Origin of the sequence: Dietzia natronolimnaea, assembly GCF_002289575.1 — a bacterium.
GTDB lineage: Bacteria > Actinomycetota > Actinomycetes > Mycobacteriales > Mycobacteriaceae > Dietzia > Dietzia natronolimnaea_A.
The window spans coordinates 65493-87708 of sequence record NZ_NTGA01000004.1 but is presented as its reverse complement, the minus strand read 5'-3'; the positions used below and the strand labels follow the sequence as shown (position 1 = coordinate 87708).

At 70.9% G+C, this 22216-nt stretch carries 20 protein-coding genes and 1 pseudogene; 9 read left to right on the top strand and 12 right to left on the bottom strand.

Features of this window, described 5'->3' with window-relative positions; all coding sequences use genetic code 11:
• Nucleotides 1-44: 44 nt before the first annotated feature.
• The 4 genes from CEY15_RS01970 to CEY15_RS01955 all read right to left on the bottom strand — a co-directional run bounded on the left by CEY15_RS01970 (nucleotide 45) and on the right by CEY15_RS01955 (nucleotide 4582).
• Nucleotides 45-953 carry a DUF5926 family protein gene (locus CEY15_RS01970; protein ID WP_095717182.1) on the bottom strand — a complete coding sequence of 303 codons (909 nt, stop codon included), beginning with the start codon at nucleotides 951-953 and terminating at the stop codon, nucleotides 45-47.
• A 42-nt stretch (nucleotides 954-995) separates the two neighbouring features.
• On the bottom strand, nucleotides 996-1808 hold the full coding sequence (locus tag CEY15_RS01965; RefSeq protein ID WP_017837499.1) for a glycerophosphodiester phosphodiesterase: 813 nt from the start codon (nucleotides 1806-1808) through the stop codon (nucleotides 996-998).
• Nucleotides 1809-1811: 3 nt separating this feature from the next.
• Nucleotides 1812-2654, bottom strand: coding sequence for a DUF4328 domain-containing protein (locus CEY15_RS01960; protein WP_245847120.1), 843 nt, complete (start codon nucleotides 2652-2654; stop codon nucleotides 1812-1814).
• A gap of 83 nt (nucleotides 2655-2737) precedes the next feature.
• Nucleotides 2738-4582 carry a pyruvate kinase gene (locus CEY15_RS01955; protein ID WP_095717056.1) on the bottom strand — a complete coding sequence of 615 codons (1845 nt, stop codon included), beginning with the start codon at nucleotides 4580-4582 and terminating at the stop codon, nucleotides 2738-2740.
• 272 nt (nucleotides 4583-4854) lie between these two features.
• Between CEY15_RS01955 and CEY15_RS01950 the strand changes: the two genes are divergently transcribed.
• Nucleotides 4855-5058 carry a cold-shock protein gene (locus tag CEY15_RS01950; RefSeq protein ID WP_017837502.1) on the top strand — a complete coding sequence of 68 codons (204 nt, stop codon included), beginning with the start codon at nucleotides 4855-4857 and terminating at the stop codon, nucleotides 5056-5058.
• Between the two features lie 114 nt (nucleotides 5059-5172).
• Here CEY15_RS01950 and msrA read toward each other — a convergent pair whose 3' ends face one another.
• Complete coding sequence (gene msrA / locus CEY15_RS01945; RefSeq protein ID WP_428844177.1) at nucleotides 5173-5850, bottom strand: peptide-methionine (S)-S-oxide reductase MsrA; 678 nt, start codon at nucleotides 5848-5850, stop codon at nucleotides 5173-5175.
• A gap of 104 nt (nucleotides 5851-5954) precedes the next feature.
• Between msrA and CEY15_RS18375 the strand changes: the two genes are divergently transcribed.
• Nucleotides 5955-6128, top strand: a complete 174-nt coding sequence (locus tag CEY15_RS18375; protein WP_176474987.1) for a hypothetical protein — start codon at nucleotides 5955-5957, stop codon at nucleotides 6126-6128.
• On the opposite strand, the gene CEY15_RS01940 is transcribed toward CEY15_RS18375, so the two are convergent.
• Entirely contained in the window at nucleotides 6090-6596 is a 507-nt protein-coding gene (locus CEY15_RS01940) for an NUDIX hydrolase (RefSeq protein ID WP_095717054.1), read from the bottom strand. The genes CEY15_RS18375 and CEY15_RS01940 overlap by 39 nt on opposite strands.
• A 148-nt stretch (nucleotides 6597-6744) precedes the next feature.
• Here CEY15_RS01940 and CEY15_RS01935 point away from each other — a divergent pair, with 148 nt between their 5' ends.
• The 3 genes from CEY15_RS01935 (at nucleotide 6745) to CEY15_RS01925 (ending at nucleotide 10422) form a co-directional block, all read left to right on the top strand.
• A complete protein-coding gene (locus tag CEY15_RS01935; RefSeq protein ID WP_031265000.1) occupies nucleotides 6745-7347 on the top strand; it encodes a superoxide dismutase in 603 nt (200 codons plus the stop codon).
• Nucleotides 7348-7498: 151 nt separating this feature from the next.
• Nucleotides 7499-9577 (top strand): neutral/alkaline non-lysosomal ceramidase N-terminal domain-containing protein, encoded by a 2079-nt coding sequence (locus CEY15_RS01930; RefSeq protein WP_095717053.1) that lies wholly within the window; start codon nucleotides 7499-7501, stop codon nucleotides 9575-9577.
• Nucleotides 9578-9654: 77 nt separating this feature from the next.
• Nucleotides 9655-10422, top strand: coding sequence for an SDR family NAD(P)-dependent oxidoreductase (locus CEY15_RS01925; RefSeq protein WP_095717052.1), 768 nt, complete (start codon nucleotides 9655-9657; stop codon nucleotides 10420-10422).
• A gap of 111 nt (nucleotides 10423-10533) precedes the next feature.
• Here the strand turns inward: CEY15_RS01925 and CEY15_RS18370 are convergent, their stop codons facing one another.
• Both CEY15_RS18370 and CEY15_RS01915 read right to left on the bottom strand, forming a co-directional pair.
• The gene (locus tag CEY15_RS18370) at nucleotides 10534-11262 is read right to left on the bottom strand and encodes a hypothetical protein (RefSeq protein WP_095717051.1); all 729 of its coding nucleotides are present in this window, start codon (nucleotides 11260-11262) and stop codon (nucleotides 10534-10536) included.
• Between the two features lie 176 nt (nucleotides 11263-11438).
• Nucleotides 11439-13034: a TM0106 family RecB-like putative nuclease gene (locus CEY15_RS01915; RefSeq protein WP_245847115.1), complete on the bottom strand. Its 1596-nt coding sequence runs from the start codon at nucleotides 13032-13034 to the stop codon at nucleotides 11439-11441.
• Between the two features lie 195 nt (nucleotides 13035-13229).
• Between CEY15_RS01915 and CEY15_RS01910 the strand changes: the two genes are divergently transcribed.
• Together CEY15_RS01910 and CEY15_RS01905 are read left to right on the top strand one after the other, a co-directional pair.
• A complete protein-coding gene (locus CEY15_RS01910) occupies nucleotides 13230-14072 on the top strand; it encodes a DUF6474 family protein (RefSeq protein ID WP_095717049.1) in 843 nt (280 codons plus the stop codon).
• 17 nt (nucleotides 14073-14089) lie between these two features.
• Nucleotides 14090-14662: a copper resistance CopC family protein gene (locus tag CEY15_RS01905; protein ID WP_245847112.1), complete on the top strand. Its 573-nt coding sequence runs from the start codon at nucleotides 14090-14092 to the stop codon at nucleotides 14660-14662.
• 24 nt (nucleotides 14663-14686) lie between these two features.
• Here CEY15_RS01905 and CEY15_RS01900 read toward each other — a convergent pair whose 3' ends face one another.
• Nucleotides 14687-16252: a succinic semialdehyde dehydrogenase gene (locus CEY15_RS01900; protein WP_095717047.1), complete on the bottom strand. Its 1566-nt coding sequence runs from the start codon at nucleotides 16250-16252 to the stop codon at nucleotides 14687-14689.
• 147 nt (nucleotides 16253-16399) lie between these two features.
• On the opposite strand from CEY15_RS01900, the pseudogene CEY15_RS01895 reads away from it, so the two are divergent.
• Both CEY15_RS01895 and CEY15_RS01890 read left to right on the top strand, forming a co-directional pair.
• A pseudogene (locus CEY15_RS01895) lies at nucleotides 16400-17148 on the top strand (MerR family transcriptional regulator).
• 59 nt (nucleotides 17149-17207) lie between these two features.
• Nucleotides 17208-18098: an oxidoreductase gene (locus CEY15_RS01890; protein WP_095717046.1), complete on the top strand. Its 891-nt coding sequence runs from the start codon at nucleotides 17208-17210 to the stop codon at nucleotides 18096-18098.
• Nucleotides 18099-18186: 88 nt separating this feature from the next.
• Here CEY15_RS01890 and CEY15_RS01885 read toward each other — a convergent pair whose 3' ends face one another.
• The 3 genes from CEY15_RS01885 to CEY15_RS01875 all read right to left on the bottom strand — a co-directional run bounded on the left by CEY15_RS01885 (nucleotide 18187) and on the right by CEY15_RS01875 (nucleotide 22099).
• On the bottom strand, nucleotides 18187-19263 hold the full coding sequence (locus tag CEY15_RS01885) for a hypothetical protein (RefSeq protein ID WP_095717045.1): 1077 nt from the start codon (nucleotides 19261-19263) through the stop codon (nucleotides 18187-18189).
• 152 nt (nucleotides 19264-19415) lie between these two features.
• Nucleotides 19416-20936 carry a cardiolipin synthase gene (cls, locus tag CEY15_RS01880; RefSeq protein WP_095717044.1) on the bottom strand — a complete coding sequence of 507 codons (1521 nt, stop codon included), beginning with the start codon at nucleotides 20934-20936 and terminating at the stop codon, nucleotides 19416-19418.
• The gene (locus CEY15_RS01875) at nucleotides 20933-22099 is read right to left on the bottom strand and encodes an amidohydrolase family protein (RefSeq protein WP_176474986.1); all 1167 of its coding nucleotides are present in this window, start codon (nucleotides 22097-22099) and stop codon (nucleotides 20933-20935) included. Before CEY15_RS01875 ends, cls begins: the two co-directional genes overlap by 4 nt.
• Between the last annotated feature and the right edge of the window lie 117 nt (nucleotides 22100-22216).

The following is a 22216-nucleotide window of genomic DNA, read 5'->3' as shown; positions in this document are numbered from 1 at the left end:
GTGCCGGGTCGGGGTTGCGCTCCGGGTCGGGGTCCCGCGCCCGGTCAGCGCAGGGTGACCTGGCGTGCCCGGAGTCCGTCCCGCGAGGCGCGCTCGTCGGAGCTGAGCGGGCCGTCCTTCGCCAGTGCCTCACCCAGTCGCGCGTCGAGTTCGAGAAGCCCCGGCGCCCACTCCTGGTGGTGCATCTCCGGGTCCAGGTCGAACACCGGCACGAGCACCCCGTGGGTGCGGAAGGACCCCGCGAACCGCGACCCCTCCCCCAGGTGGAGGCCACCGGCGGAGTGCACACGAGCGAGGGCCTCGAACAGCGCGTCCTCGTCCTCCGGGCGCACCCACCGGACGTGGGCCTTCTCGCCCGCGTCGACCCACCAGGCGGCCTCGATGCCGTCCGCCGCGACCCGGGCCGAGGGCATCATGACCTCGTCGGCGTTCTTGATGGCCTGGGCGATCTCGGGACGGACCTGGGCTCCCTCGGCGAGCCACCACGAGAAATCTCCGTGCACCACGATCTCCAGCGGCGCGTCCTTGACCACGACGTCCTCCAACGCCGGGGTGGACTCGTCCGTGTGGGCGGTGGTCAGCGTCTCCCCGCCCCCTGCGCGCGAGGCCCAGTCCACCGCATACGCCAGGTCGGCCGCCGGATCCGGTCCGTGTACCTGGACCTGGAGACCCACCATGGCCTCGCCGCCCAGCTCGTCGTCACGCACCAGCCCGGCGATGGCGCCGGGCAGGACGGTCGCCAGGGTGATGTCGCGTTTCTGGGTGCTGGTGGTCAGCCGCGCGGTCGCCGACGGAACGAACTCGCGCATCGCGACCATGTCGCACTCCCCCGCGAACCCGGCGAAAGGCCTGGGCTGTGTGCTCAGTTCTTCACGCTCGGCCGCGCGAGCGGCGATCTTGGCCTGGCGGTTGCCGCCGGACTTGGGCTCATTATGGCGCTGACGTCTACCCACGGGCACCACGATACGGTGCGTCAGCGCAGCTCGTCTGGCGGGTCAGGAACTGCGGGCGGGACCGTCCAGCACGGCCCTGGCCCGTGACGGGACGTTGGTCGCCACCCACTCCACCCCCAGGTCGCGGCACAGGAGCATGTCGGCCGGGTCGTCGACGGTCCAGCAGTAGGTTCCCATCCCCCGCGACCTCCAGTAGTCGACCAACCACGGCCGCGCACGGAGGGCCCCGATGCTCGGACCCATCAACTGGGCACCGAACCCCTCGGCCGGCCACGACTTGAGGACGTTGCCCCGCTCGCGCAGCTGCACGGTCGGTACCTGCGGGGCCAGCTGCCGGAACCGCCGTACCGCCATCACGGAGAAGCTCATCATGAGCGCCCGCGACTCGGCGTGCGAGGCGGGACGATCCAGCCCGAAGTACCTCAGCTCATCCCGGAGCGCGACCTCGACCCGGCCACCGGTGGGCACGGGGTGCTTGGTCTCCAGGAAGAGCTTCACGTGCGGGTACGCCTCGGCCATGACCAGAAGACTGCGCAGGGTGAGAAGCGGCTCGGACTTACGGTGCACCGGATGCCAGGAGCCGAGGTCGAGGGTCGACAACTCGTCGAGGGTGGTGGAGTGGACCCAGAGGTCGCGGTCCGCGACGCGCGCGGTCCGTGGGTCGTGGAGGAGCACGGGGACTCCGTCCGCGGTGAGCCGCACGTCCACCTCGAGCGCCTTCGCCCCCTGCTCGAGGGCCTTCTCATAGGCGATGAGCGTGAGTTCCGGATACTCGGCCGACGCCCCCCGGTGGGCGACGACCCTGCTCCCGGTGGACACCGTGGACCTCGGATGTGTGGTCGCGGGGACCGTCACGTCTCACTCCTCTCGAGCCGGGGACGCGTTCACGATCCCCCGCGGGAGAAGCCGGTGGGTGAACCGCGGGGGAGGCTCGTCGAAACTCCGCATGACGGCTCGGGTCTCCCTCGCGGCCCACACCGCGGCCGCCGCCGCGAGCGCGGTGAGCAGCACCGTGTCCGCCGCCGCCTGCGAGCCCTCTCCCGCGCCCCGCCACAGCGCGAGTGCGACCGCCAGCCCGTTCACGGCAACGGCCACCCACCAGCGGACGAGCCCGGACCGGGTGGGAGCGCGGCGGGAGGCCATCCGGAGTTCGGCCAGGTACACCGGAATCCGGAACCAGTTGACGACGGGGACCAGGCACCCCACCCACAGACCCGCCCGTCTCCGCGGGTCCGGGGCGGGTGAGAACACCCGGCGACGGGTGTCGACGAGCCACGCGGTCGCCGCGACGGCCGCCGCCACCCCGACGACGACGGCCACCACGCCCGCCACCCACACGACCGCGGTCGTCGTGGCCTCCACCCACCACGGGGTGAGGCGCTCGGAGTACCAGGCCAGCACCGCGTATCGGAGTGCGTGGACCACCGCGGTCGCGGCGAACCACGCCATGGCCACTCCGACGACCCCGGGGGCGGCCGCGGCGATCCGTGGGCGCGCCGCGGGTCGGGGGGACTCGAGCCGACGCGGGATCGCGACCAGTGGCAGGCCCCACCTCGGGGTGGCCGGGTAGGTGGGCGTCCGATCCCCCCACGCCGGCCCGGAACGGTGCCGGGGCTCCGGTGGCCTCGTCCCCGGCACGGGCGGGCGCCACGGCGGGTGCGCGACCCATCGCCACTGGCCGGTCCGCCGCGGTGAGGTCATGGCGACCATGCTGGCACAGCCCGCGCGGCTCGCGGTGACACCGCCGGGGCGGAGCTGTGGCGGGGCCGTAGCGGTGGCGGCGGTCAGCCCCAGCTGTCGACGTGGCGCATCAGAGGTAGCGCCTTCCGCTGGATCCGGCCCATCCGGGAGTGGATCGCGTCGAGGGTCTCGATCGCCTCGGCCACATAGGGCCCCTTGTTGAGCATCACGCACTCGGACCTCTGCGCGGACCCGGCGTCGGAGATCTCCGCGCGCGAGGGGATGCCGGTCTTCGCGAGTGACTCCAGAACCTGCGTCGCCAGGACGACCGGGACACGGGCCGCCTGGCACATCAGCGTGATGTTGCGCGGCACCTCGGAGAGCGACTCGAAACCCATCTCGACGGCGAGGTCACCGCGCGCGATCATCACCCCGATCCGGTCGTGACGCATCGCCTCCAGCAGCAGGTCCGGTAGCGACCGGTACGCCTGCCGGGTCTCGATCTTGAGGAGAAGTCCCACCTCCCGCCCCGACTCCGAGACCGCGGCCGCCAGGGCCTCTACCGCGTCCGCGACGTCCCCTCTGGTCCGCACGAACGACACCGCCACGAGGTCGGCGTGACGGGACGCGAAACCCAGACTCCGACGGTCCTCCTCGGTGAGCGCGGGGGTGTCCACCTCCAGGCCCGGGACGTTGATCCCCTTCTCCGACCCCAACCAGCGGCCGCCCTCCCGACAGCGCACCACCTCCAACCTGACCCAGGGGGCGTCCGTCGCACCCGGTGTGGCGGTCTCGATGACCTCCGCGGAGATCACCCCGTCGTCGAACAGGACGCGGTCACCCACCGTCAGCGCCTCCACGACCGCCGGCAGTGCACATCCCAGTCGGATCTCCGCGCCGGACCGCGGTGGATCCACCGGTTCCATGTCCACGGTGAGCAGGATGCGGTCCCCGGAGTGAACGCGAATCCGCTGGGGCACTGCGGGGATGCCACGGACCCTGGTGCGCTCGAAGTCGCAGTCGATCAGCGTGCCGTCCCGCACCCACGCGTTGCGATCACCCTCCGCGAGGACTCCAGCGGCATCCACGGAGACCACGGTGAAGCGTCGGCGGAGCCGCCGTGCATCGGGGACCTCGATCACGTCCCCGGGCGTCCGGGCCGCGAGCCACCGTGGGTCCACGCGGACGCACAGCGGGGGGCGGCCGCGGGTCGGGGGCGGCGTCGGCGCCCCGGCCGGATCGATACCGTCGCGGGTGAACCACAGTCGCGCGGGCTCGACCACCCCACCTCCCGGTTCCCGGGTGACCCGAGCCCTGCCCACCGGAGCACCCAGGGCCACCGGCCCGGTCCGCAGCTTCGGACCGGCCAGGTCCATGGAGATCGGGATCCTCCTGCCCACGGCGCGCTCCGCGGCGCGGACCCCGGCGATCATCGCCTCCCACCGCGCCGGGTCGTCGTGGGCGCAGTTGATCCGGGCCAGCCCCATGCCCCGTTCGGCCAGGCCCAGGACGAGTCCGGGATCGTCGGCGGCCGACGAGGGCAACGTCACCATCACCCGACCCGACCTCCCGGGGCGCGGCGCACCCAACAGGGCCTCCGCATGGGTCGCCAGCGCCGCGTCCCCGGCGGCGCGGGCCTCGGCCGTGGTCCGACGGTCCGCGAAACGCGTCGGGTCCTGCCCCCCGAGCGCGGCCAACGCGGCCCGCGCGGCGCGCAGAGCGGCCTCCACGTCGTCCTCGCATCCGACCAGAGGGGAGACGCCGACGTCGAGCAGACGGTCCTGCAGATCCCGGAGGTCGTGTCGGCGCAGGCTCGCGTAGTCGACGAGGTTCCGGGCGCCCTCGCGGTGGGTCGGCGCCACCGACTCCACGTCCCGCGCCCTCGCCGCGCGGCCGGGGGCGAGATCGCCCAGGATGGAGTCGAGCTCACTCGTCAGATCGGAGTACACCCGCCCAGTGTGGTCCCCCCGGGGGGTCGCCCGGGAGGGCAGGAATCGAGGTGGAACGGCGAATTCACCTGCCGGACACCCCGCGGGGGTGACGGACCGCCTCTCAGGCTGTAGGGTTCTGCGCAGTAGTTGAAAACGTACGTTGTATTTCTGTAGATCCACCGTTCTTGCGAGAGAACGATGCGGCACCGCAGGGAAACACACAGCACGCTCTCTGCTGCATCATCTGGTACCCCGACAAGCGGGGTATCGACTCTCGAAAGGACGCCATTATGGCTACCGGCACCGTGAAGTGGTTCAACGCCGACAAGGGCTTCGGCTTCATCGCCCCCGACGACGGCTCCGCCGACGTCTTCGCGCACTTCTCCGCCATCAACGGCTCGGGCTACCGCTCGCTCGAGGAGAACCAGCAGGTCTCCTTCGACGTCGCGCAGGGCGCCAAGGGCCTGCAGGCGGAGAACATCACCCCGATGTGAGCTGACGTCAGAGCGATCTGACGCCGCATCGATGTGAAGGGCCCCGCCCGGGATCACTCCCGGGCGGGGCCCTTTCGCATGTCCCCTTCCGCGTGCCCCTGAGCCCCGGTGGCCTCAGATCGGGCAGGCCACCCCGCTGCGCACGTGGCAGTCATATCCACCGGGGTTCTTGACCAGATACTGCTGGTGGTAGTCCTCGGCGTAGGCGAACTCGCCGGACCGGACCTCAGCGAGCAACCCGAATTCGGTGGTCAGAGGGCCGTAGCCCGCCGCGTCGAGTTCCTTCTGGTACTCGGCCCCCAACCGACGGGCCGTCTCCAGCTGAGCGGTCGTGGTCGCGAACACGGCGGACCGGTACTGGGTTCCCCTGTCGTTGCCCTGCCTCATACCCTGGGTGGGGTCGTGCCACTCGAAGAACGTGGCGAGCAGTCGTTCGACGGGCAGCACCTCGGGATCGAACACCACGAGAACGGCCTCGGTGTGACCCGTCGCGCCCGTGCAGGTCTCCTCGTAAGTGGGATTGGGGGTCCATCCGCCCGCGTACCCTACGGCCGTGGTCCACACCCCCTCGAGCTGCCAGAGGATCTTCTCCGCCCCCCAGAAGCACCCCATCCCCAGCACGATCGACTCGTGCCCCTCGGGGAACGGGGGCACCATCGGGTTGCCGGTGACGATGTTGGTCGGCGCCACCGCAACCGGGTCGGGCCTGCCCGGCAGTGCCGAGTCCGCGTCGATCACCTCGGTCGCGGTCCGCATCGTCGAGTGTCGTATCGCGTCCTGTAGCCATCCCATGAAGCCAGGGTAACCCCGGGAGAGCGACGTGATCCGGACGTGATGTGACGAACACCATAGATCGCGCTAGGGTGGGCGGCAGATCGACCAGTGGGGAGCTCGACGTGACCGCTTCAAAGCCCGCCGCACAGCAACTGCGCGACATCCTGGACCGTGGCTCGTCTCAGCCCTTCGAAGGGTCAGGATGCAGTGATCACGTCAGCCACCGGAACATCGCCGTCACCGTGGTGACCGCCGCCCTACTGCTCCTCGCACTCGTCGCGATCGTCGCACTCTGACCCGCGGTACCTCCGCCACCACGATCCCTCGCGGACCACCCTGACCAGGAGCGGGGCCCACGGCGCACACTCGTCCTCCGGCAGCTCCGCCAGGGCCCGCAGCTCGGTGGTCGTCAACCAGCGCGCCTCGGCGATCTCCGCCCGGGGCTCCACACGCACGTCGGTCTCCGCGGCGAACACTTCGGAGACCAGTCGGAACCCGGGCTCGTTCGCCGTCGCGGTGTCGAAGCGTCCGAGCGGGGTCAGCCGTTCCGGGGCGAGAGACACGCCCAGTTCCTCTCCGAGCTCGCGGACCGCGCAGTCCAGCGGGGCCTCGCCCGGTTCCCACTTGCCCCCGGGGAGCATGAAACGGTCCGTGCCCTTCTTGCGCACGGTCACCACCGCCCCGTCCGGACGGGTCACCACCACCGCGGAGACCGTGATGACGCGGACAGAGGTCGAATCAGAATGATCCACGCCCTTGATCATGGCAGGTGGGGCGATGGATCGCCCGGCTCCTCCGCCGGTGGACGACACCACCGGTGCGCGATCACTATGGTGGGAACCGGACGTCGTGACGGGCGCCATGGGCCGGACCCACGCGCGGCCCGTCACCCAACTGAGAGGACTCACCACTATGGCCGAGTACGTTCTTCCCGACCTCGCCTACGACTACGGCGCGCTGGAGCCGCACATCTCCGCCGAGATCATGGAGCTGCACCACTCCAAGCACCACGCCACCTATGTCAAGGGCGCCAACGACGCGCTCGAGCAGTTGGCCGCGGCGCGCGAGGACGGCACCATCTCCACCAAGGCCCCGCTGCTCAGCAAGAACCTCGCCTTCCACCTCGGTGGCCACACCAACCACTCGGTGTTCTGGCAGAACATGTCGCCCGACGGTGGCGACAAGCCCGAGGGCGAGCTGGCCTCCGCGATCGACGCCGAGTTCGGGTCCTTCGACAAGTTCCAGGCCCACTTCAACGCCGCCGCCACCACCCTGCAGGGTTCCGGCTGGGCGGTCCTGGGATGGGATCACATCGGCCAGCGCCTGATCATCCAGCAGCTGACCGACCAGCAGGGCAACATCTCGATCAACATGACCCCGCTGCTCATGCTGGACATGTGGGAGCACGCCTTCTACCTCCAGTACAAGAACGTCAAGCCGGATTACGTCAAGGCCTGGTGGAACGTCGTGAACTGGGCGGACGTCGCGGAGCGCTACGCCGCCGCCAAGAGCTGACCACACGTCCCGAGTGACGGGCCTCCGCGCAGGTGCGCGGGGGCCCGTTCCCGTTCACCCGGACCGAAGTTCCGGTCAAGTGTCCAGTTGGGTAGTCTGACCGCACTAGAGGTGACCAACGTCACCTGCACACCGCGGACCCGGGAGCCCGATGTCGATGTCACGCCACGTCTCCATGCGCAACGGGGAACAGCACCACGGGGTCGGGCGCCGCACCGTCCTCGGCGGGGCCGCGGCCCTCGGGGGGGTCGTCGCCCTCCACTCCGTCCTCCCCGCGGTCGCCTCCGCGCAGGCCACCCGGATGTACGTGGGCCGGGGCATCGGCGACATGACCGGGGAGTCCCTCGGGGCGGGGATGAACGGTTACGCCGACACCGAGCAGCACTCCGTGGGGCTGCACCTGCGTCAGCGAGCACGTGCGTTCATCTTTGCCGACTCGCCGTCGTCTCCCAGGTTCCTCCACGTCACCGCCGAGATCGGGCTGGTCTTCCAGTCCATCCAGCAGGAGGTCCTCCGACGCCTCGCCGCCGAGTTCGGCGACACCTACCACGAGGGAAATGTGGTCATCACGGCCACACACACCCATTCCGCCCCCGGTGGGACGTCGGGTCACCCCATGGTCGACCTCTCGATGCTCGGGTTCCGGCCCGTCACCTTCGACGCCAACTGCGCAGGGATAGTCGACGCGGTCCGCATGGCGCATCACGACCTCGCGCCGTCCAGCGTCGGGGTCACGACGGGCCACCTGCACGACGCCGGCGTCAACCGCTCCCGCGGGTCGTTCGAGCGGGACCCCGCCGAGGAGCGTGCCCAGTTCCCCACCGGAATCGACCCCCGGTCGCAGTCTCTGCAGGTCACCCGGGACGGGAGTCTGGTCGGGGTGATCAACTGGTTCGCCTCACACGCCACCTCCATGACCACGTCCAACAGACTCTCCTCGTCAGACAACAAGGGGTACGCCGCCTGGTTCTGGGAGCGCGAGGCCGCGGGGCAGGACTATCTGGCCGGAGGAACCCCGGCCCTGGTGACCGCGTTCGCCCAGACGAACCCCGGCGACGTGAGCCCCAACCTCGACCTCCAGCCCGGGCGGGGGCCGACTCCGGACGAGTGGCTCAACACCCGTATCAACGGTGAACGGCAGTTCGCCGCCGCCCGCGACCAGGTGGGCCGGAACGTCCGCCCGCTCGGGGGCGGCATCGACGTCCGTCACCAATGGGTCGATATGTCGATGGTCGACGTGCGGCCGGAGTTCACCGGGGACGGTCGCACACATCGAACCGCAGTCGCAGCACTCGGCGCGGCGTTCGCCGCCGGCAGCCAGGAGGACGGAGGGGGCGCGGAGGAGCTGCCCTTCACCGAAGGGGACCGGGGTGGGAACCCCGCGGTCAGAGCCGTCTCCGAGGTCGTGATCCCCGCCTGGCTGCGGGAGGCGCACGGCGCCAAGGACATACTCCTGCCGGTCGGCCTGGTGCCGCACGCCATCCAGCGCGTCTACCCGTTCCACCTCGTCCGGCTGGGCGGGCACTATCTGTTCAGCCTCGGTTTCGAACCGACCGTCGTGGCGGGTCTGCGACTGCGCCGGACACTGGCTGCCGAGCTCGCCGTCCCCGAGGACCACGTCACCGTTCAGGGGTACTCCAACGCCTACGGGCACTACGTCACGACCCCGGAGGAGTACTCGGCCCAGAACTACGAGGGCGGCGCCACCGCGTTCGGACCGTGGACACTGCCCGCCATCCAACAGGTGGCCGCCGATCTCGCCCGGTCGATGCGGTCCGGGACACCTCTGGACCCGGGGACCTCCGAGCGGGACCTCACCGGGCAGATCCCCGTCTCCCCGCTGGGTAACCCGCTCGTCGACACCCCGGCGCCGCTCCGGAACTTCGGGGACGTGCTGGACCCTCCCCTGCCCGCCTATCGGACGGGTCAGCGGGTCACGGTGCGGTTCTGCGGCACGAACCCCAACTCCGACCTGCGGCGGGGTGCCACCTACCTCGCCGTGGAGCGCCGGGACGGCGGTCGGTGGATCCGGGTCCACGACGACGGCGACTGGTCCACCATGATCGTGTTCGAGGGGCTGCTCACGGTGACCAACGCCCTCATCACCTGGGACATCCCACCGGGCACCCCGGCCGGCGAGTACCGGGTGGTGTACACCGCCTCGGGTCGCGGTCTCGACGGTCGACTCTTCCCCGTGCGGGGGGAGAGCCCGGCCTTCGACGTGCGCTGATCACGGTTCTGGAACACTGGGCCGGTAAGTGCTTGCACCTCCTAGTGCTGGCCTCCTAGAGAGAAAGGACATCGCCCGTGGACATCAAGGGTGCTTCCGTCATCGTCACCGGCGCCGCCTCCGGCCTGGGCAACGCCACCGCCCGTTCGTTCGCCGAGAAGGGGGCGATCGTCTTTGGCCTCGACCTGCAGCAGTCCATCGACAAGGCCGTCGAGCAGGGCATCGATGAGGGGATCACCCTCCTCGCCGCCGACGTCACCAGCGAGGACGACGTCAAGGCCGCCATCGCCAAGGCCACCGAGGCCGCCCCACTGCGCGTCGTGGTCAACTGCGCGGGCATCGCCCCGGCCGCCCGCATCGTCTCCAAGAAGGGCGTGCACGCCCTGGACCTGTTCCAGACCTGCATCTCGGTCAACCTCGTCGGCACGTTCAACGTGCTGCGGCTCGCCGCCGAGGCGATGTCCACCCAGGACACCGTGGACGAGGACGGCCAGCGCGGCGTGATCATCAACACCGCCTCCGTCGCCGCGTACGAGGGCCAGGTGGGCCAGATCGCCTACGCCGCGTCCAAGGGCGGCGTGTACTCGATGGGCATCTGTGCAGCCCGCGACCTCGCCCAGTTCGGTATCCGGGTCAACACCATCGCGCCGGGCACCATCGAGACCCCGATGCTGCGGGGCCTGACCGAGGAGTTCCAGAAGACCCTCGAGGCCTCCATCCCGTTCCCCTCGCGGCTCGGCCGCCCCTCGGACTACGCCAAGCTGGCGAACGCGATCGTCGACCAGGACTACCTCAACGGCGAGAGCTTCCGCATGGACGGCGCGCTGCGCATGGCGCCGCGCTGATCTCCAGGCACCGCGGTGGTCTGACCGCAGAGACACGACTGAGGCCCGCCCCCTGGTCAGGGGGCGGGCCTCAGTGCCATGGTGCGGAGGTCCGGCGGTAACGCCGACCGGTCAGCCGCGACCGTTCGGGGTGTCCGGACCCGGAGCCTGGGGAGCGGGCGCCGGGGCGGCCTGCTCGGGCACTGCCGGGGCCCACGGGAGCGGGGGCAGCGGCGGGAGGGCGATCCCGGCGTCGGTGAGGGCCTGGTGGATCTGCGGCGCGAAGTAAATCCCCGCGCCGAGGGCTGCAGACCCGCCCACGAGCACCAGCGGACCGAGCGAGCCCGCACCCGGCAGGGAACCGGCGTCGGAACCGAGCACCAGGGTGGCACCGTCGCCGATCCCCAGTGAGCCGGCGATGGGTGCGTAGATTGGGGCGAGGGAGCCCGTGGTCGGCTCGCCCAGGAGTGCGGAACCGCTGGTGTCCACCGATCCGGCTCCGTCCCCGGGGTTGAGCACGTTAACCGAACCATTAGCACCGGCCAAGGATGAGGTCAACGGCGCCAGGGAACCGGTAGTCGGCTCACCGAGCAGGGCGGAACCCGAAGTATCGATGGAGCCCTCCCCGGTGGCGTTGCCCTCGAGGATGAGCGAACCGAGGTTCTGCGGGAGCGAGCCCTCGCCCAGCGAGTCGCCGATGCCTTCGCTCCCACTGCTGAGGTCACCCAGACTGTCGGCACCGAGGCTGTCGGCGGACAGGCTTCCGGTGCCCTCCTGGGCGGCGGCGACTCCTGTGGCTGCGGTCAGGGCGAGGGCGGAGGCGGCTGCGACGGCAGCGGCCCTACGGATCGAGAACGTCATGGGTTCTTCTCCTTGTATGGCGCGGTATCCGCGTGGGTTCGCGACGGGACACCCCGTGAGGGCGGACTTCCGGGACAAGTCACAGACGGCGGGGAGCGTCGTTAACTTTTTCCCTTCTTTCCCACCATATCCCTGAAGTTAAGGTAAGCAACAGCACTCTCTCAGTGAGAAATCGGTTAGATTCCGCGCGAAATCCACTCCCGCACAGCCCTCGTCGCCCGGACGTCGTCCTCGTTGTAGGCCATGATGCGCTCCCGGCCCCTCTCCCGCTCGACCCCCCGCGAGGCCTGCGCGTCCCGGTACCACCCGATCGACGCCTCTCCCCCGGCGTCCGGGTCGCGCCATCGGAACCCGGCGACCGGCGCCACCACCTTGAGTCCGAGTCCGGAGGTGGAGACGAACTGCGTGGCCACCGCCTCGTGGACGTCGACCCACTGGGGGGAGGAGAGGAACCCGCGCACCTCGGCCACCGAGGGCACGCCCCTGACCTCGGCCACCGTGCCCTCCGGCCCGAACCGGGTGGCGGTCGAGAGCATCCAGCCGTTCTCGGCGGATCTGAAATAGCAGTAGGCGCGGAAGGTGCGCCCCTGCCCCTCGGCCCTGTCCCGGATGCCGGTGAGCCAACGCCAGAACTCCGCGAACGAGCGTCCCTCGTCCGGGTCCGGCAGTCGGGCCCAGGTCGCGAACGGACGGTATCCCTCGGCCTCGAGGCGGCGCCCGTCCCGCAGGGTGAGCAGGGTCCCCCACAGGTAGGCGCCGTCGTCCAGGTGGCTCTCCAGGTCCACGTCCACCTCGATGTCCGCGCGCGGGATGGTCGGTCGGGCCACTTTGGGGACGACGACCTCGCCGTCCCGGTGCGCTCGGGCCCGCAGGACGGCGTCGGAGAACGGTTCGCCGTTCCAGTCCGGCGGGCGCTCCGGCCCGGCCTCGGCGAGCTCCGCCACCGTGCGGACGCCGGCCGCACGGACCGGTCCGACCTGCCCTCCGCCCACCACCAGGCTCACGTCATCGGCGACGACCAACCGGTCGCGGCACCCCGCCACGAGAGTGCCCCGGTCGTCCCAGCCCTCCCACCACGGGCAGGTACGGCACTCACCGACCCGACTCGGCGCCGTGTCGACCTCACCCCGGAGGACCGCCAGCCGCGTCGCGTGGTTCCGGTCGGCCGCGGCCAGGACCGGGTCGAGCTCGTGGACCACCGCGCGCGCGGAGCCCAGTCCCAACACGGCCCCGACCGGGTGCGATGCCGCGTACCCCAGCGCCTCGAGGAGGTGCCACGCGTGGACGAGGCGGTCGAGGTCCGCCGGGTGGCGGCGCAGTCGCAGCGTCGGATCAGGAGCCGGGTCCCAGTCGAGCAGGCGGGTCACCACCGCCCCCGACGACCGTCGGCTCCGCCGCGGGTCCACGACCTTGTGGTTCACCACCAGGACGGGGACGTAGCCTCCGCCCGGCACCGCCGCGAGCGTGCAGCGCAGGCCGGCCCTCCCCGTGCCGCGGTCGGCGGGCAGGGCGGCACCCCACACCAGTGCCGCCCCGCCCGCCAGAGCCTGGCGGGTGACCGACTCGTCGTCGTCACCCGGGACGTCGCCCGGCAGATCGGTCCAGTGGTCCCCCACCACGTCCACCACCAGCGCGTCGGGACGTGCACTTCGCAGCGCCCGCTCGCGCAGTCCGGCGCGGCGATCTGCGGCCGCCATCGCCCGCAGGCGCACACCCTCGTCGAGAGGGGCCGCCCGCCACCAGGCGGGGCCGGCGTCCCGCTCACGAGCCACGCGGTGCAGACACCTGGACCCCGAGGCCGGTCCCGCCACCGCACCGCCGGGGCCCCCGCTCGATCCGTTCCGGGCTCCATCCATCGACGTCCATCATGGCCCACGCCGCGCGCGGACACCGGTCCGGTGCTCACCGGTGGCCCGTTCGCCTAGGCTGGGGACCTGATGTTCGCGACGAGAGAAGGATCGACGCCCATGGGCAAGCTGACGACCTACCGCGACAAGCGCGCCGAACTCCGCGCCCACGCCGCCGCGCTCAAGGCCACCGCCATGACCGAGGCCAAGCTGGCCGCCAAGGAGACCCGGCACAAGGCCAAGGAGGCGCATCGCGTCGAGCTCGCCGAGGCGAGGAAGCGCGCGAAGCTGGCGGGCAAGAACGCGGACCGTAAGGCCAAGCGGGAGGCCAAGCGCGCCAAGCGGCAGGACGCGCTGGCCCAGAAGGCGTCCAGGAGGGACCGCAAGGCGGAGAAGACCCTGGCCAAGCAGGAACGGGCCACGATCAAGCGGGAGGCCAAGTTCCTTGCGAAGGACCGGAAGGCGGCCGAGAAGATCGAGGCGGCGGGCCGGAAGCATGAGTACCAACTCGCGGAGATGGAGCTGAAGAAGCTCGAGGGCACCAAGCTCGGCAAGGAGGACGTCCAGCGGTGGCTGAGCCTGGCCAAGGTCGCCACACCGGTGTTGCTGCCGATGGTCTACAAGCTCGTCTCCAACGCGCAGGGTTCCGACAGGTCCGCCGGGGCCGGTGCGGTGGACCTCAAGGCCGCGGGGATCGACGCCACCGGCCCGGGGGCCGCTCTCGGTGCCCGCATCGTCCGACTGGAGCAGACCCTCGACCAGCTCGAGCTGGACCGCCGGGGCGACCGACAGGTCGAGGACTTCATCACCTCCACCCGCTCCCGCCTCAAGGATCTGAGGACGGCCGTCGAGACCGCCGAGACCACTCCGACCTCGCAGCGCCGCGAGGTGCACTCCGCCATCTCCGGGGAGCTCGACCGGGTCAACAAGGATGTCCTCGCCCGCCTCGGCGTGGCCCCGTGACCGCGATCCGGACCCGCGTGACCTCTACAGCGCTGGCTTCCACAGCGCTCGCCGCCGCCGTGATCGCCGGTGGCGCGGCGGTTCCCGCCACCGTCCTCGCCCCGGTGGCCGCGGCGCACTCGGTCCTCGTCGCCGTCGATCCACAGGACGGGGCGACTCTCGACACCTCGCCCGACCAGGTCGCCCTGACGTTCAACGAGGAGATCAACCAGATGTTCGCCTCGGTCGCCGTCACCACCGGCGACGACCGGACCAATCTGGTCGTGGGAGAGCCCACCGTGGAGGGCGAGACCGTCACCGCGGAGGTCGATGACCTGCCGGACGGCGCGTACACCGTCGGCTACCGGGTGACCTCTGCGGACGGGCACGTGGTGACCGGCTCGTCCGTGTTCACCGTGCGGTCCGCGGCGGGTGCCACCGGCGACCCGGCAGGCGAGGCCGACGACCGGGCCGACCCCGCCGGGAACCAGATCGCCGACGAGACGTCAGGCGAGGCCACGACCGGCGTCAACCCGGCACTGTGGGTCGTCGCCGGACTGGCGGTCCTGCTGATCGGCGGGGCCGTCGTGCTGCTGCGCCGCGGACGCTGACGGGCGGCCCGGCTGAACTGACGCCTAGCGCCCGGGCAGGAAACGCATCGCGTTGGTCGCCGGGGCGAGGAATGCGTGCCACTGCTTGCGGGGGAGGAAGGGCGGCCCACCGAGGTGCATGACGCGCTGGGTCGCGATGGTCTGGGCCTCGGTGTACTTGAGCAGGCCCTCGTCGCCGTGTCGACGACCGACCCCTGAGGCGCCCATGCCGCCCATCGGGCCCGCGACCGAGCCCCAACCGGCCACGTACCCCTCTCCGACGTTGACGGTGCCGGTGCGCAGGCGGGCGGCGATCGCCTCGCCCTCCGCGTCGGACGCGGCGAAGACCGAGGAGTTGAGCCCGTACTCGGTGTCGTTGGCCTTGGCCACCGCCTCGTCCACCGAGTCGACCGGGTAGATCGACACGACAGGTCCGAACGTCTCCTCACCGAAGCAGGTGGCGTCCTCGGGCACGTCGGCCAGGAGAGTCGGCTCGTAGAAGAGAGGACCGAGGTCCGGACGGGGACGGCCACCGGCCAGGACGCGGGCCCCCTTGGCCACGGCGTCGTCGACGTGGGCGGTCACGGTCTCCAGCTGGTCGCGGGAGATCAGGCTGCCCATCTCCGCCTCGAAGTCGTACCCGGGGCCCACGCTCATGGACTGGACGCGCGCGGTGAGCTTCTCGACGAGCTGGGGAGCGACGGACTTCTCCACGTACACCCGCTCCACGGAGATGCAGAGCTGACCGGAGTTGGAGAAGAAGGCTCGCGTGGCCACCTCGGCGACCTCGTCGAGGTCGGCGCCCTCCGCGACGATCATGGCGTTCTTGCCACCGAGTTCGGCGGAGAACCCGATCAGACGCTCGCCGCACTGGCGACCGAGCGTCCGGCCCGTGGCGGTGGAGCCGGTGAACATGAGGTAATCCACGTTCTCCACGATCGCCCCACCCACGGTGCGGCCCGACCCGGGGACCACCTGGAACAGATCCCGGGGCAGGCCTGCGCGGTACAACATGTCCGCCGCGGCGAGTGCACAGAACGGCGTGATGGAGGCGGGCTTGATCACCACGGCGTTACCCGCGGCCAGTGCCGCCAGCGCGTCGGTGGCGGCGAGGTTGAGCGGGTAGTTCCACGGCGCGATCACGCCCACGACACCCTTGGGGTGGCGCCGGACCACGGCCTTGGTCAGGCCCGGGAGCATGCCCTGGACCCGCTTGGGGGCGAGCAACGCCGGGGCCGTCCGGGCGTAGTGACGTGCGGTGATGAGGCAGTCCAGCACCTCCTCCTGGGCCGAGGCCCGGCTCTTGCCGGTCTCCGCCTGGACGATGTCCATGAGCTGATCGCGGTTGCTCATGACCAGGGACGCGAACCGCTTGAGCACGGCGACGCGATCCGCGGGATCGCGCTCGGCCCACGCGACCTGGGCGGCCCGGGCCCGTCCGACCGCGGCCACCACGTCGTCGGCGGTCCCCACCGGGATCTCGGCGAGCGGCTGTCCCGTGAAGACCTCCTCGATCACCGTCGACTCCCGACTCGACGGATCGGCGCGGAACTCGGGGATCGCGACGAGGTCGCGCAGTCGGTCGTAGACACGTGATGTGGGTCGGCTCATACCCCGATATTACCGACGGGTAAGCCCTCGCGGTACCGACCGGCCCTTGACCCTGACATCGCGTCAGGGCCCAGGGTGGTCGATGTGAGAGATGCTGGAGCAATGACGAGGAGCGAGGGCCTCACCGTGGGCGCGGTCGCCTAACTCGTGGGCGTGAGCGTCCGGACCCTGCACCACTGGGACCGGATCGGGCTGGCGCCGGCGAGCGGTCGGACGTGGTCGGACTACCGGGTGTACGACGACGACGACGTCGCGCGCATCCACCGGATACTGGTCTACCGCGAACTGGGCCTCCCGCTGGCCCAGATCGGTGTGCTGCTCGACGACCCCGATGTCGACGAGGGGCCCAGCTGTCCCGGCAGCGCGAGCTGCTCCTCGAGCGGATCTCTCACCTGCAGGAGATGGTCTCCGCAGTAGACCGCCTGAAGGAGGCGATCGCAGTGAACACACCACTGACCCCCTCGGATCGTGCCGAGATCTTCGGTACCGACTGGAACGAGGACTGGCCGGCCGAGGCCGAGCAACGGTGGGGCGACACCCCGCAGTGGGAGCAGTCGCAGCAGCGGACCGAGGGGATGTCGAAGGAGGACTGGCGACGGGTCAAGGCGGAGACGGACGCGCTGAACGCCGACCTGGCCGCCGCGAAACGGGCCGGCGTCGACCCGGCCTCGCCCCGGGCCGCCGAGTTGGTCGAGCGGCATCGGGCGTCGATCACGACGTTCTACGACTGTTCGCGGTCGATGCAGGTACTGCTGGCGCGCATGTACCGGCAGGACCCGCGTTTCAGCGAGACGTACGACTCGCTCGAGCCGGGCCTGACCGAATGGCTCGAGGCCGCCGTCGAGGCCGATGCCCGCGCGCACGGCGTGGACCCCGACGCCGCCACGTGGGACTGACCCGCAGGCTACGCACGGACGCCGGTCGGCACCCGACCGGGCGTGCGTAGCCTGGGCGCATGACCAGTCGATGGACCACAGCAGACATCCCCGACCAGACGGGCCGGACCTTCGTCATCACCGGCGCCAACGCCGGCCTCGGGCTCGAGTCCACCCGAGCGCTCACCGCGGCGGGCGCCCGGGTCCTGATGGCGTGCCGGGACACCAGCCGCGCCGAGGCCGCGCGGGCCGGACTGGCCCACCCCGATCGTGGCGAGGTCGTGCAGCTCGACCTGGCCGACCTGGACTCGGTCCATTCCGCCGGGCGGATTCTGGCAGACCATCGGCCCGACGTCCTGATCAACAACGCCGGACTCATGAACATCCCGCCGTCCCGCACGGCCCAGGGCCACGAGATGCAGTTCGGGGTGAACGTGCTCGGACACTTCGCACTCACCGAACAACTCGTGCCGGTACTCACCGACCGGGTGGTGTGGCTGGGTTCGATGATGCACAAGCGGGGCACGGTGGACCCGGCCGATCTCGACTGGACCCGCAAGAAGTACTCGCCGATGGGGGTCTACGCGGCCACCAAGCTGGCCTGCGTCATGCTCGCCTACGAGCAGCAGCGCCGGTTCGACGCCACGGGATCAACCCTCAAGGCCGTGGCCGCGCACCCCGGGTACTCGGCCACCAACCTCCAGTACCGCAGCGGCAGCCGAGTCCAGGACCTGGCGATGCGGGTCGCGGAGAAGATCCCGTTCCTCGTCCAGCCCGCCGAACGCGGAGCCCTGCCCCAGCTGTACGCGGCCACCGTCCCCTCCGTACCCGGTGGCGCGTACGTGGGCCCTGACGGGTTCGGCGAACTGAGTGGCTACCCGAAGATCGTGGAATCCACCCGTGCGTCGCACGACCGCGCGGTCGCGGAAGCGCTGTGGGCGCGGTGCGAGGAGATGGCCGCAGGTCGATGACGAGGGGCTGAGAACCACCACCGGACCGAACTCGCGGCTCAGCCGCAGGTCCGATCTCGCGGCTCAGCCGCAGGTCCGATCTCGCGGCTCAGCCGCGGCGCCTCGACCCCGCCAGCAACAGCGCGCCCACGAGCAGGCTCACCGTCGCCAGGCCGGCGATCGCCGTCGTCTCGGCGCCGGTGGCGGCCAGAGTCGCAGGGCCCTCGGCCTGAGGTCCGGCACCCGGGGCCTGGTCCCCCGAAACCCGGGCGACCCCCGCCGCGTGGTGGTGGATCGTGGGCTCGGCCATCACTGCTGCGTCGGTCAACGGGGGCATACCCGCGGCGGGTTCCCGGCCGTCGGTGAGCCCCTCGGCCACAGCCTCGTCGTCGGCCACAGCCTCGTCGCCGTCCCCCGCCTGATCAGTGGCCTGGCCACCGTCGGTTGCCTCCGCCTCCGCGGCGGCCTCGGCGATGGCCCGTCGCCGCTCGTTCTCCTCGACGGGATCCTGCAGCGCGGAGCGCTGGACGGCGTCGATGCTCCCGGCCAGTCCGCCGGGCAGCTCGGTCCCGGCCTCGGCCGCGGCGTCCTCCAGGACACCGCCCGCCTCGGCCGACCCCAGCACCACGTCGTGCCAGAACGACAGCTCGTGCGGATAGAGCTCTCCGGCCTCCTGGCGCTCGGCCATTGCGGCGAAGTACCCGCCGGCCAGCTGCACGCTCAGGACCGGGAAGAGGTACTCGGGTATGGACAGCGATCCGAGTCCGATGGTGCCCGACCCGAGCGATCCGGTCGGATTCACGTACACCGAACCGGGCAGACTGCCCGAGGACGCCACGGAGGCGGCCGCGGACCCGCCCGCCGACCCTAGCGCCTCGAGGGGCGCCACAGATCCCAGGACCTGCCCCACGGACAGTGCGGTGTCCGGCACGATGCCGCTCCCGAGATCCCGTAGCCCCTCGGATCCCGCCCCGACGCCGGGGTTCCCGATCACGATCTCGTCGGGGATCAATCCGATGAGGCCGTCGACGCTGCTGTTGCCGGTCTGGGTGGGCACCGAGGAATCGGAACCCGAGGTCTCCTGCCCCAGGGCCGTGGCCGGGATCCCGACGGACGCCAGTGCGGTCGCGGCGACGACCGCGCCGATGCGCCGTGCCCGGAGTCCGGAAACACTGTTCTGGGGCATGTGTGCTGGCCTCTCGTCACGAACAGGGCCCTTCGGCCCACGCACGCAAAGCGTACTACTACAGGGCCGGTCCCCTGGGCCGGGTGCCTCGCGGGGCCGGCCGCCCAGGCGGAGACACCCGGGGCGAGCGTGCGACCGGACGGTCACCAGGTCTACTGGAGCGCCGAACTCAGTCGCGCGACGTTGTCCACGTAGCGCCCCGGCCAGGGTCGGCGCTGCCAGGTCTCCAGGTCGAGAGGAGTGCTGTCCTCGAGGTAGGCGTCCACCGCCTCGTTCATCTCGGCCACCGCCTCTCCGCCGAGGACCAGCAGGCTGATCTCGAAGTTCAGGTTGAACGACCGCTGGTCCATGTTGCTCGACCCCACCACCCCGGTGAAATCGTCGATAAGCAGCATCTTGGTGTGCAACACCGCGGGCGAGCGAAACCTGTTAATCCGGACCCCGGCCTCGAGCAGCGCACGGAAGTAGGACCGCTGGGCGTGGTGGACCAGGAACTGGTCGGCGTGTTCGGGAACGAACAATTCCACGTCGACACCCCGGAATGCCGCCGACGTCACGGCGTGGAGCAGCGCCTCGTCCGGGACGAAGTACGGACTGACGATCCTGATCCGATGCTCGGCCTGACCGATGAGCTGGGTGAACATGCGCAGGTTGGGTTGCGTGCGGTATCCGGGCCCGGACGGGACGAGCTGGAAGGCGCTGACCGGGTCGCCGGCGGTCGGGTCGCCCGCAAGACGTCCGGCCGCCACCGGTAGTCCCCGGGACAGTTCCTCGAGGGTGCCGATGACCTCCCCGCACTCGGAGTACCAGTCCACGAGGAAGACCCCGTCCATCGCGCGGACGATCTCCCCCCGGACCTCCATCATGAGGTCCACCCACTCCCGGCCCAACCGGGCGTTGCGGGGACTGCCGTAGTTCCGGGCGATGAGGTTCTGGGAGCCGATGAATCCGCGGTCTCCGTCGACGATGAGCATCTTACGGTGGTTCCGCAGGTCAGGCCGTCGGAACCTGCCCACGAACGGGTTGATCGGCAGCATGAGGTGGACCTCGACCGGCGTGCGGCGCAGACGCCGGCGGAGCAGCGCGAATCCCCGGTACCTCAGCGAACCGAGGTGATCGACCAGCACCCGGACCGCCACCCCCCGCTCCGCGGCCTCGACGGCGGCGGCGAAGAACTCGTCGGTCTCGTCGTCCCAGGACTGGGCGTAGAACTCGATGTGCACGTGGTCACGAGCGGACCGCACCGCCGCCGTCATCGCCGCCAGCGACGCGGAGTAGTCCGAGTGCAGCGCCACGAAATCACCTGACATGCAGGGGATCGAGGTGAGCGTGCGGTTCATCTCGAGGATGGTCCGCACACCGGGATCCACCCGCACCGCGTCCGGGACCGTCGGCTGGTCCTCGAGGGCCTCCTCGTAGAGCCTGTTGGCCTCCGCCTGGATGATGTGTCGTCGCCCGGTGATGTACGGGTTGCCCAGCAGCAGGAACAACGGCACCCCGACAATCGGGATGAACAGGATCACCAGCAGCCAGGCCTGCGAGGACGCCGGTTGCCGGTTTTCCGGGACCATCCCCAGGGCCAGGATCTTCAGCGCGTACTCGGTGATGAGCAGGGCCGAGGTCACACCAGCCGGGAACGGGAGGAAGGCCAGTCCCTCGACTACGGGGTTCATGTGCCGCGCCGGGACAGGACGGCGCCCCTGGCGAGGGATCGGGGATCGACGACGCGACCGTCGGTCATGGTCCAGCGCACCACTCCCGCCAGTGCCCTCTGGGCGTACACCGAGTCGGTCGATCCGAGCTCGCGGGCCCCGGGGAGGACGACGAACGCCTCGTCGTCGGCGACGGCCGTGAAGTCGGCCCGCAGACCCGTCCGGATCTCACCCCGGTCCTTGAGTCCGACGATCGCGGCCGTCCTCCCGGACATCCAGCACGCCACGTCCGCGAGATCGCACCCCCTCCGCCGTGCTTCCGTCCACACGACCGACAGCCCGAGCCGGGCGGAGGCGATCGCGTCGATCGTGCCGTCGCGCAGTGCGTCCCAGAGAAGTTCGCGGCTGGCGGCGTCCCGGATCGGGGGGTCCAGCTCGGCGGCGGCGGCCCCGCCGTGGGTGACCTCGGAGACCAGGGCGAGCAGGTGCGGGCTGGTGGAGGCGGTGACCCGAAGGCCCTCCGACTTCGCCGCGCGCAGGATCGGCACCTCCTCGGGGTCGGCGACGGACCGCAGATGCAGGCTGCCGCCGGTCCCGCGACAGACGTCCAGCAGGGCGGTAAGGTCCCCGATGCCGGCATCCGCCGCGAACAGGCCGCCGTGACCGGCCACCTCTTCCGCTGCCGCCACCAGCTCCCGGCCGGTCAGAGTTGGGGCCCCCGCGACACCCTTGCCCTCCGCCACCGCGGAGATGCCGAAGACCCCCCTGTCCAGCAGGGCGCCGAGCCGACCCAGGTTGTCGGGCACCGCGGCACCCCACAACCCCACGTCGACGAAGGACTCCCCGGCCACGGCCTCGTGCCAGCGGTCGACCTGCTCCACGGTGGTGGCCGCCGGGTCGCCGTTCGTGCCGTAGTCGACCACCGAGGTGATCCCCCCGAGGGCGGCCGAGCGGGTCCCCACCGCGACGTCCTCGGTGCTCACATGAGGGTCGACCAGACCGGGCATCAGCACGACGTCGTCGCCGAGATCGACGGTGTGGTCACCCGCCAACCCGACGTCGCGAGCCTCGGACCCCGTGCGCACGGAGGAGATCACCCCTCCGTCCACCGTCACAGCGGCCTGCTGGATGCGTCCGTCGACCACGGCGCGGCGGGCGTGGATCAGGAGTTCGTACTTGGCCACGAATCGGTCCTCCTCCGTCTCGGGGGATCTCGGTGACACCGTCAGGTGCCATTGTCCCCCACGGCCGAGGTCTCCCGGGCCGTGGTCGCGGGATAGCGTGAAGGGAACTCGACACGA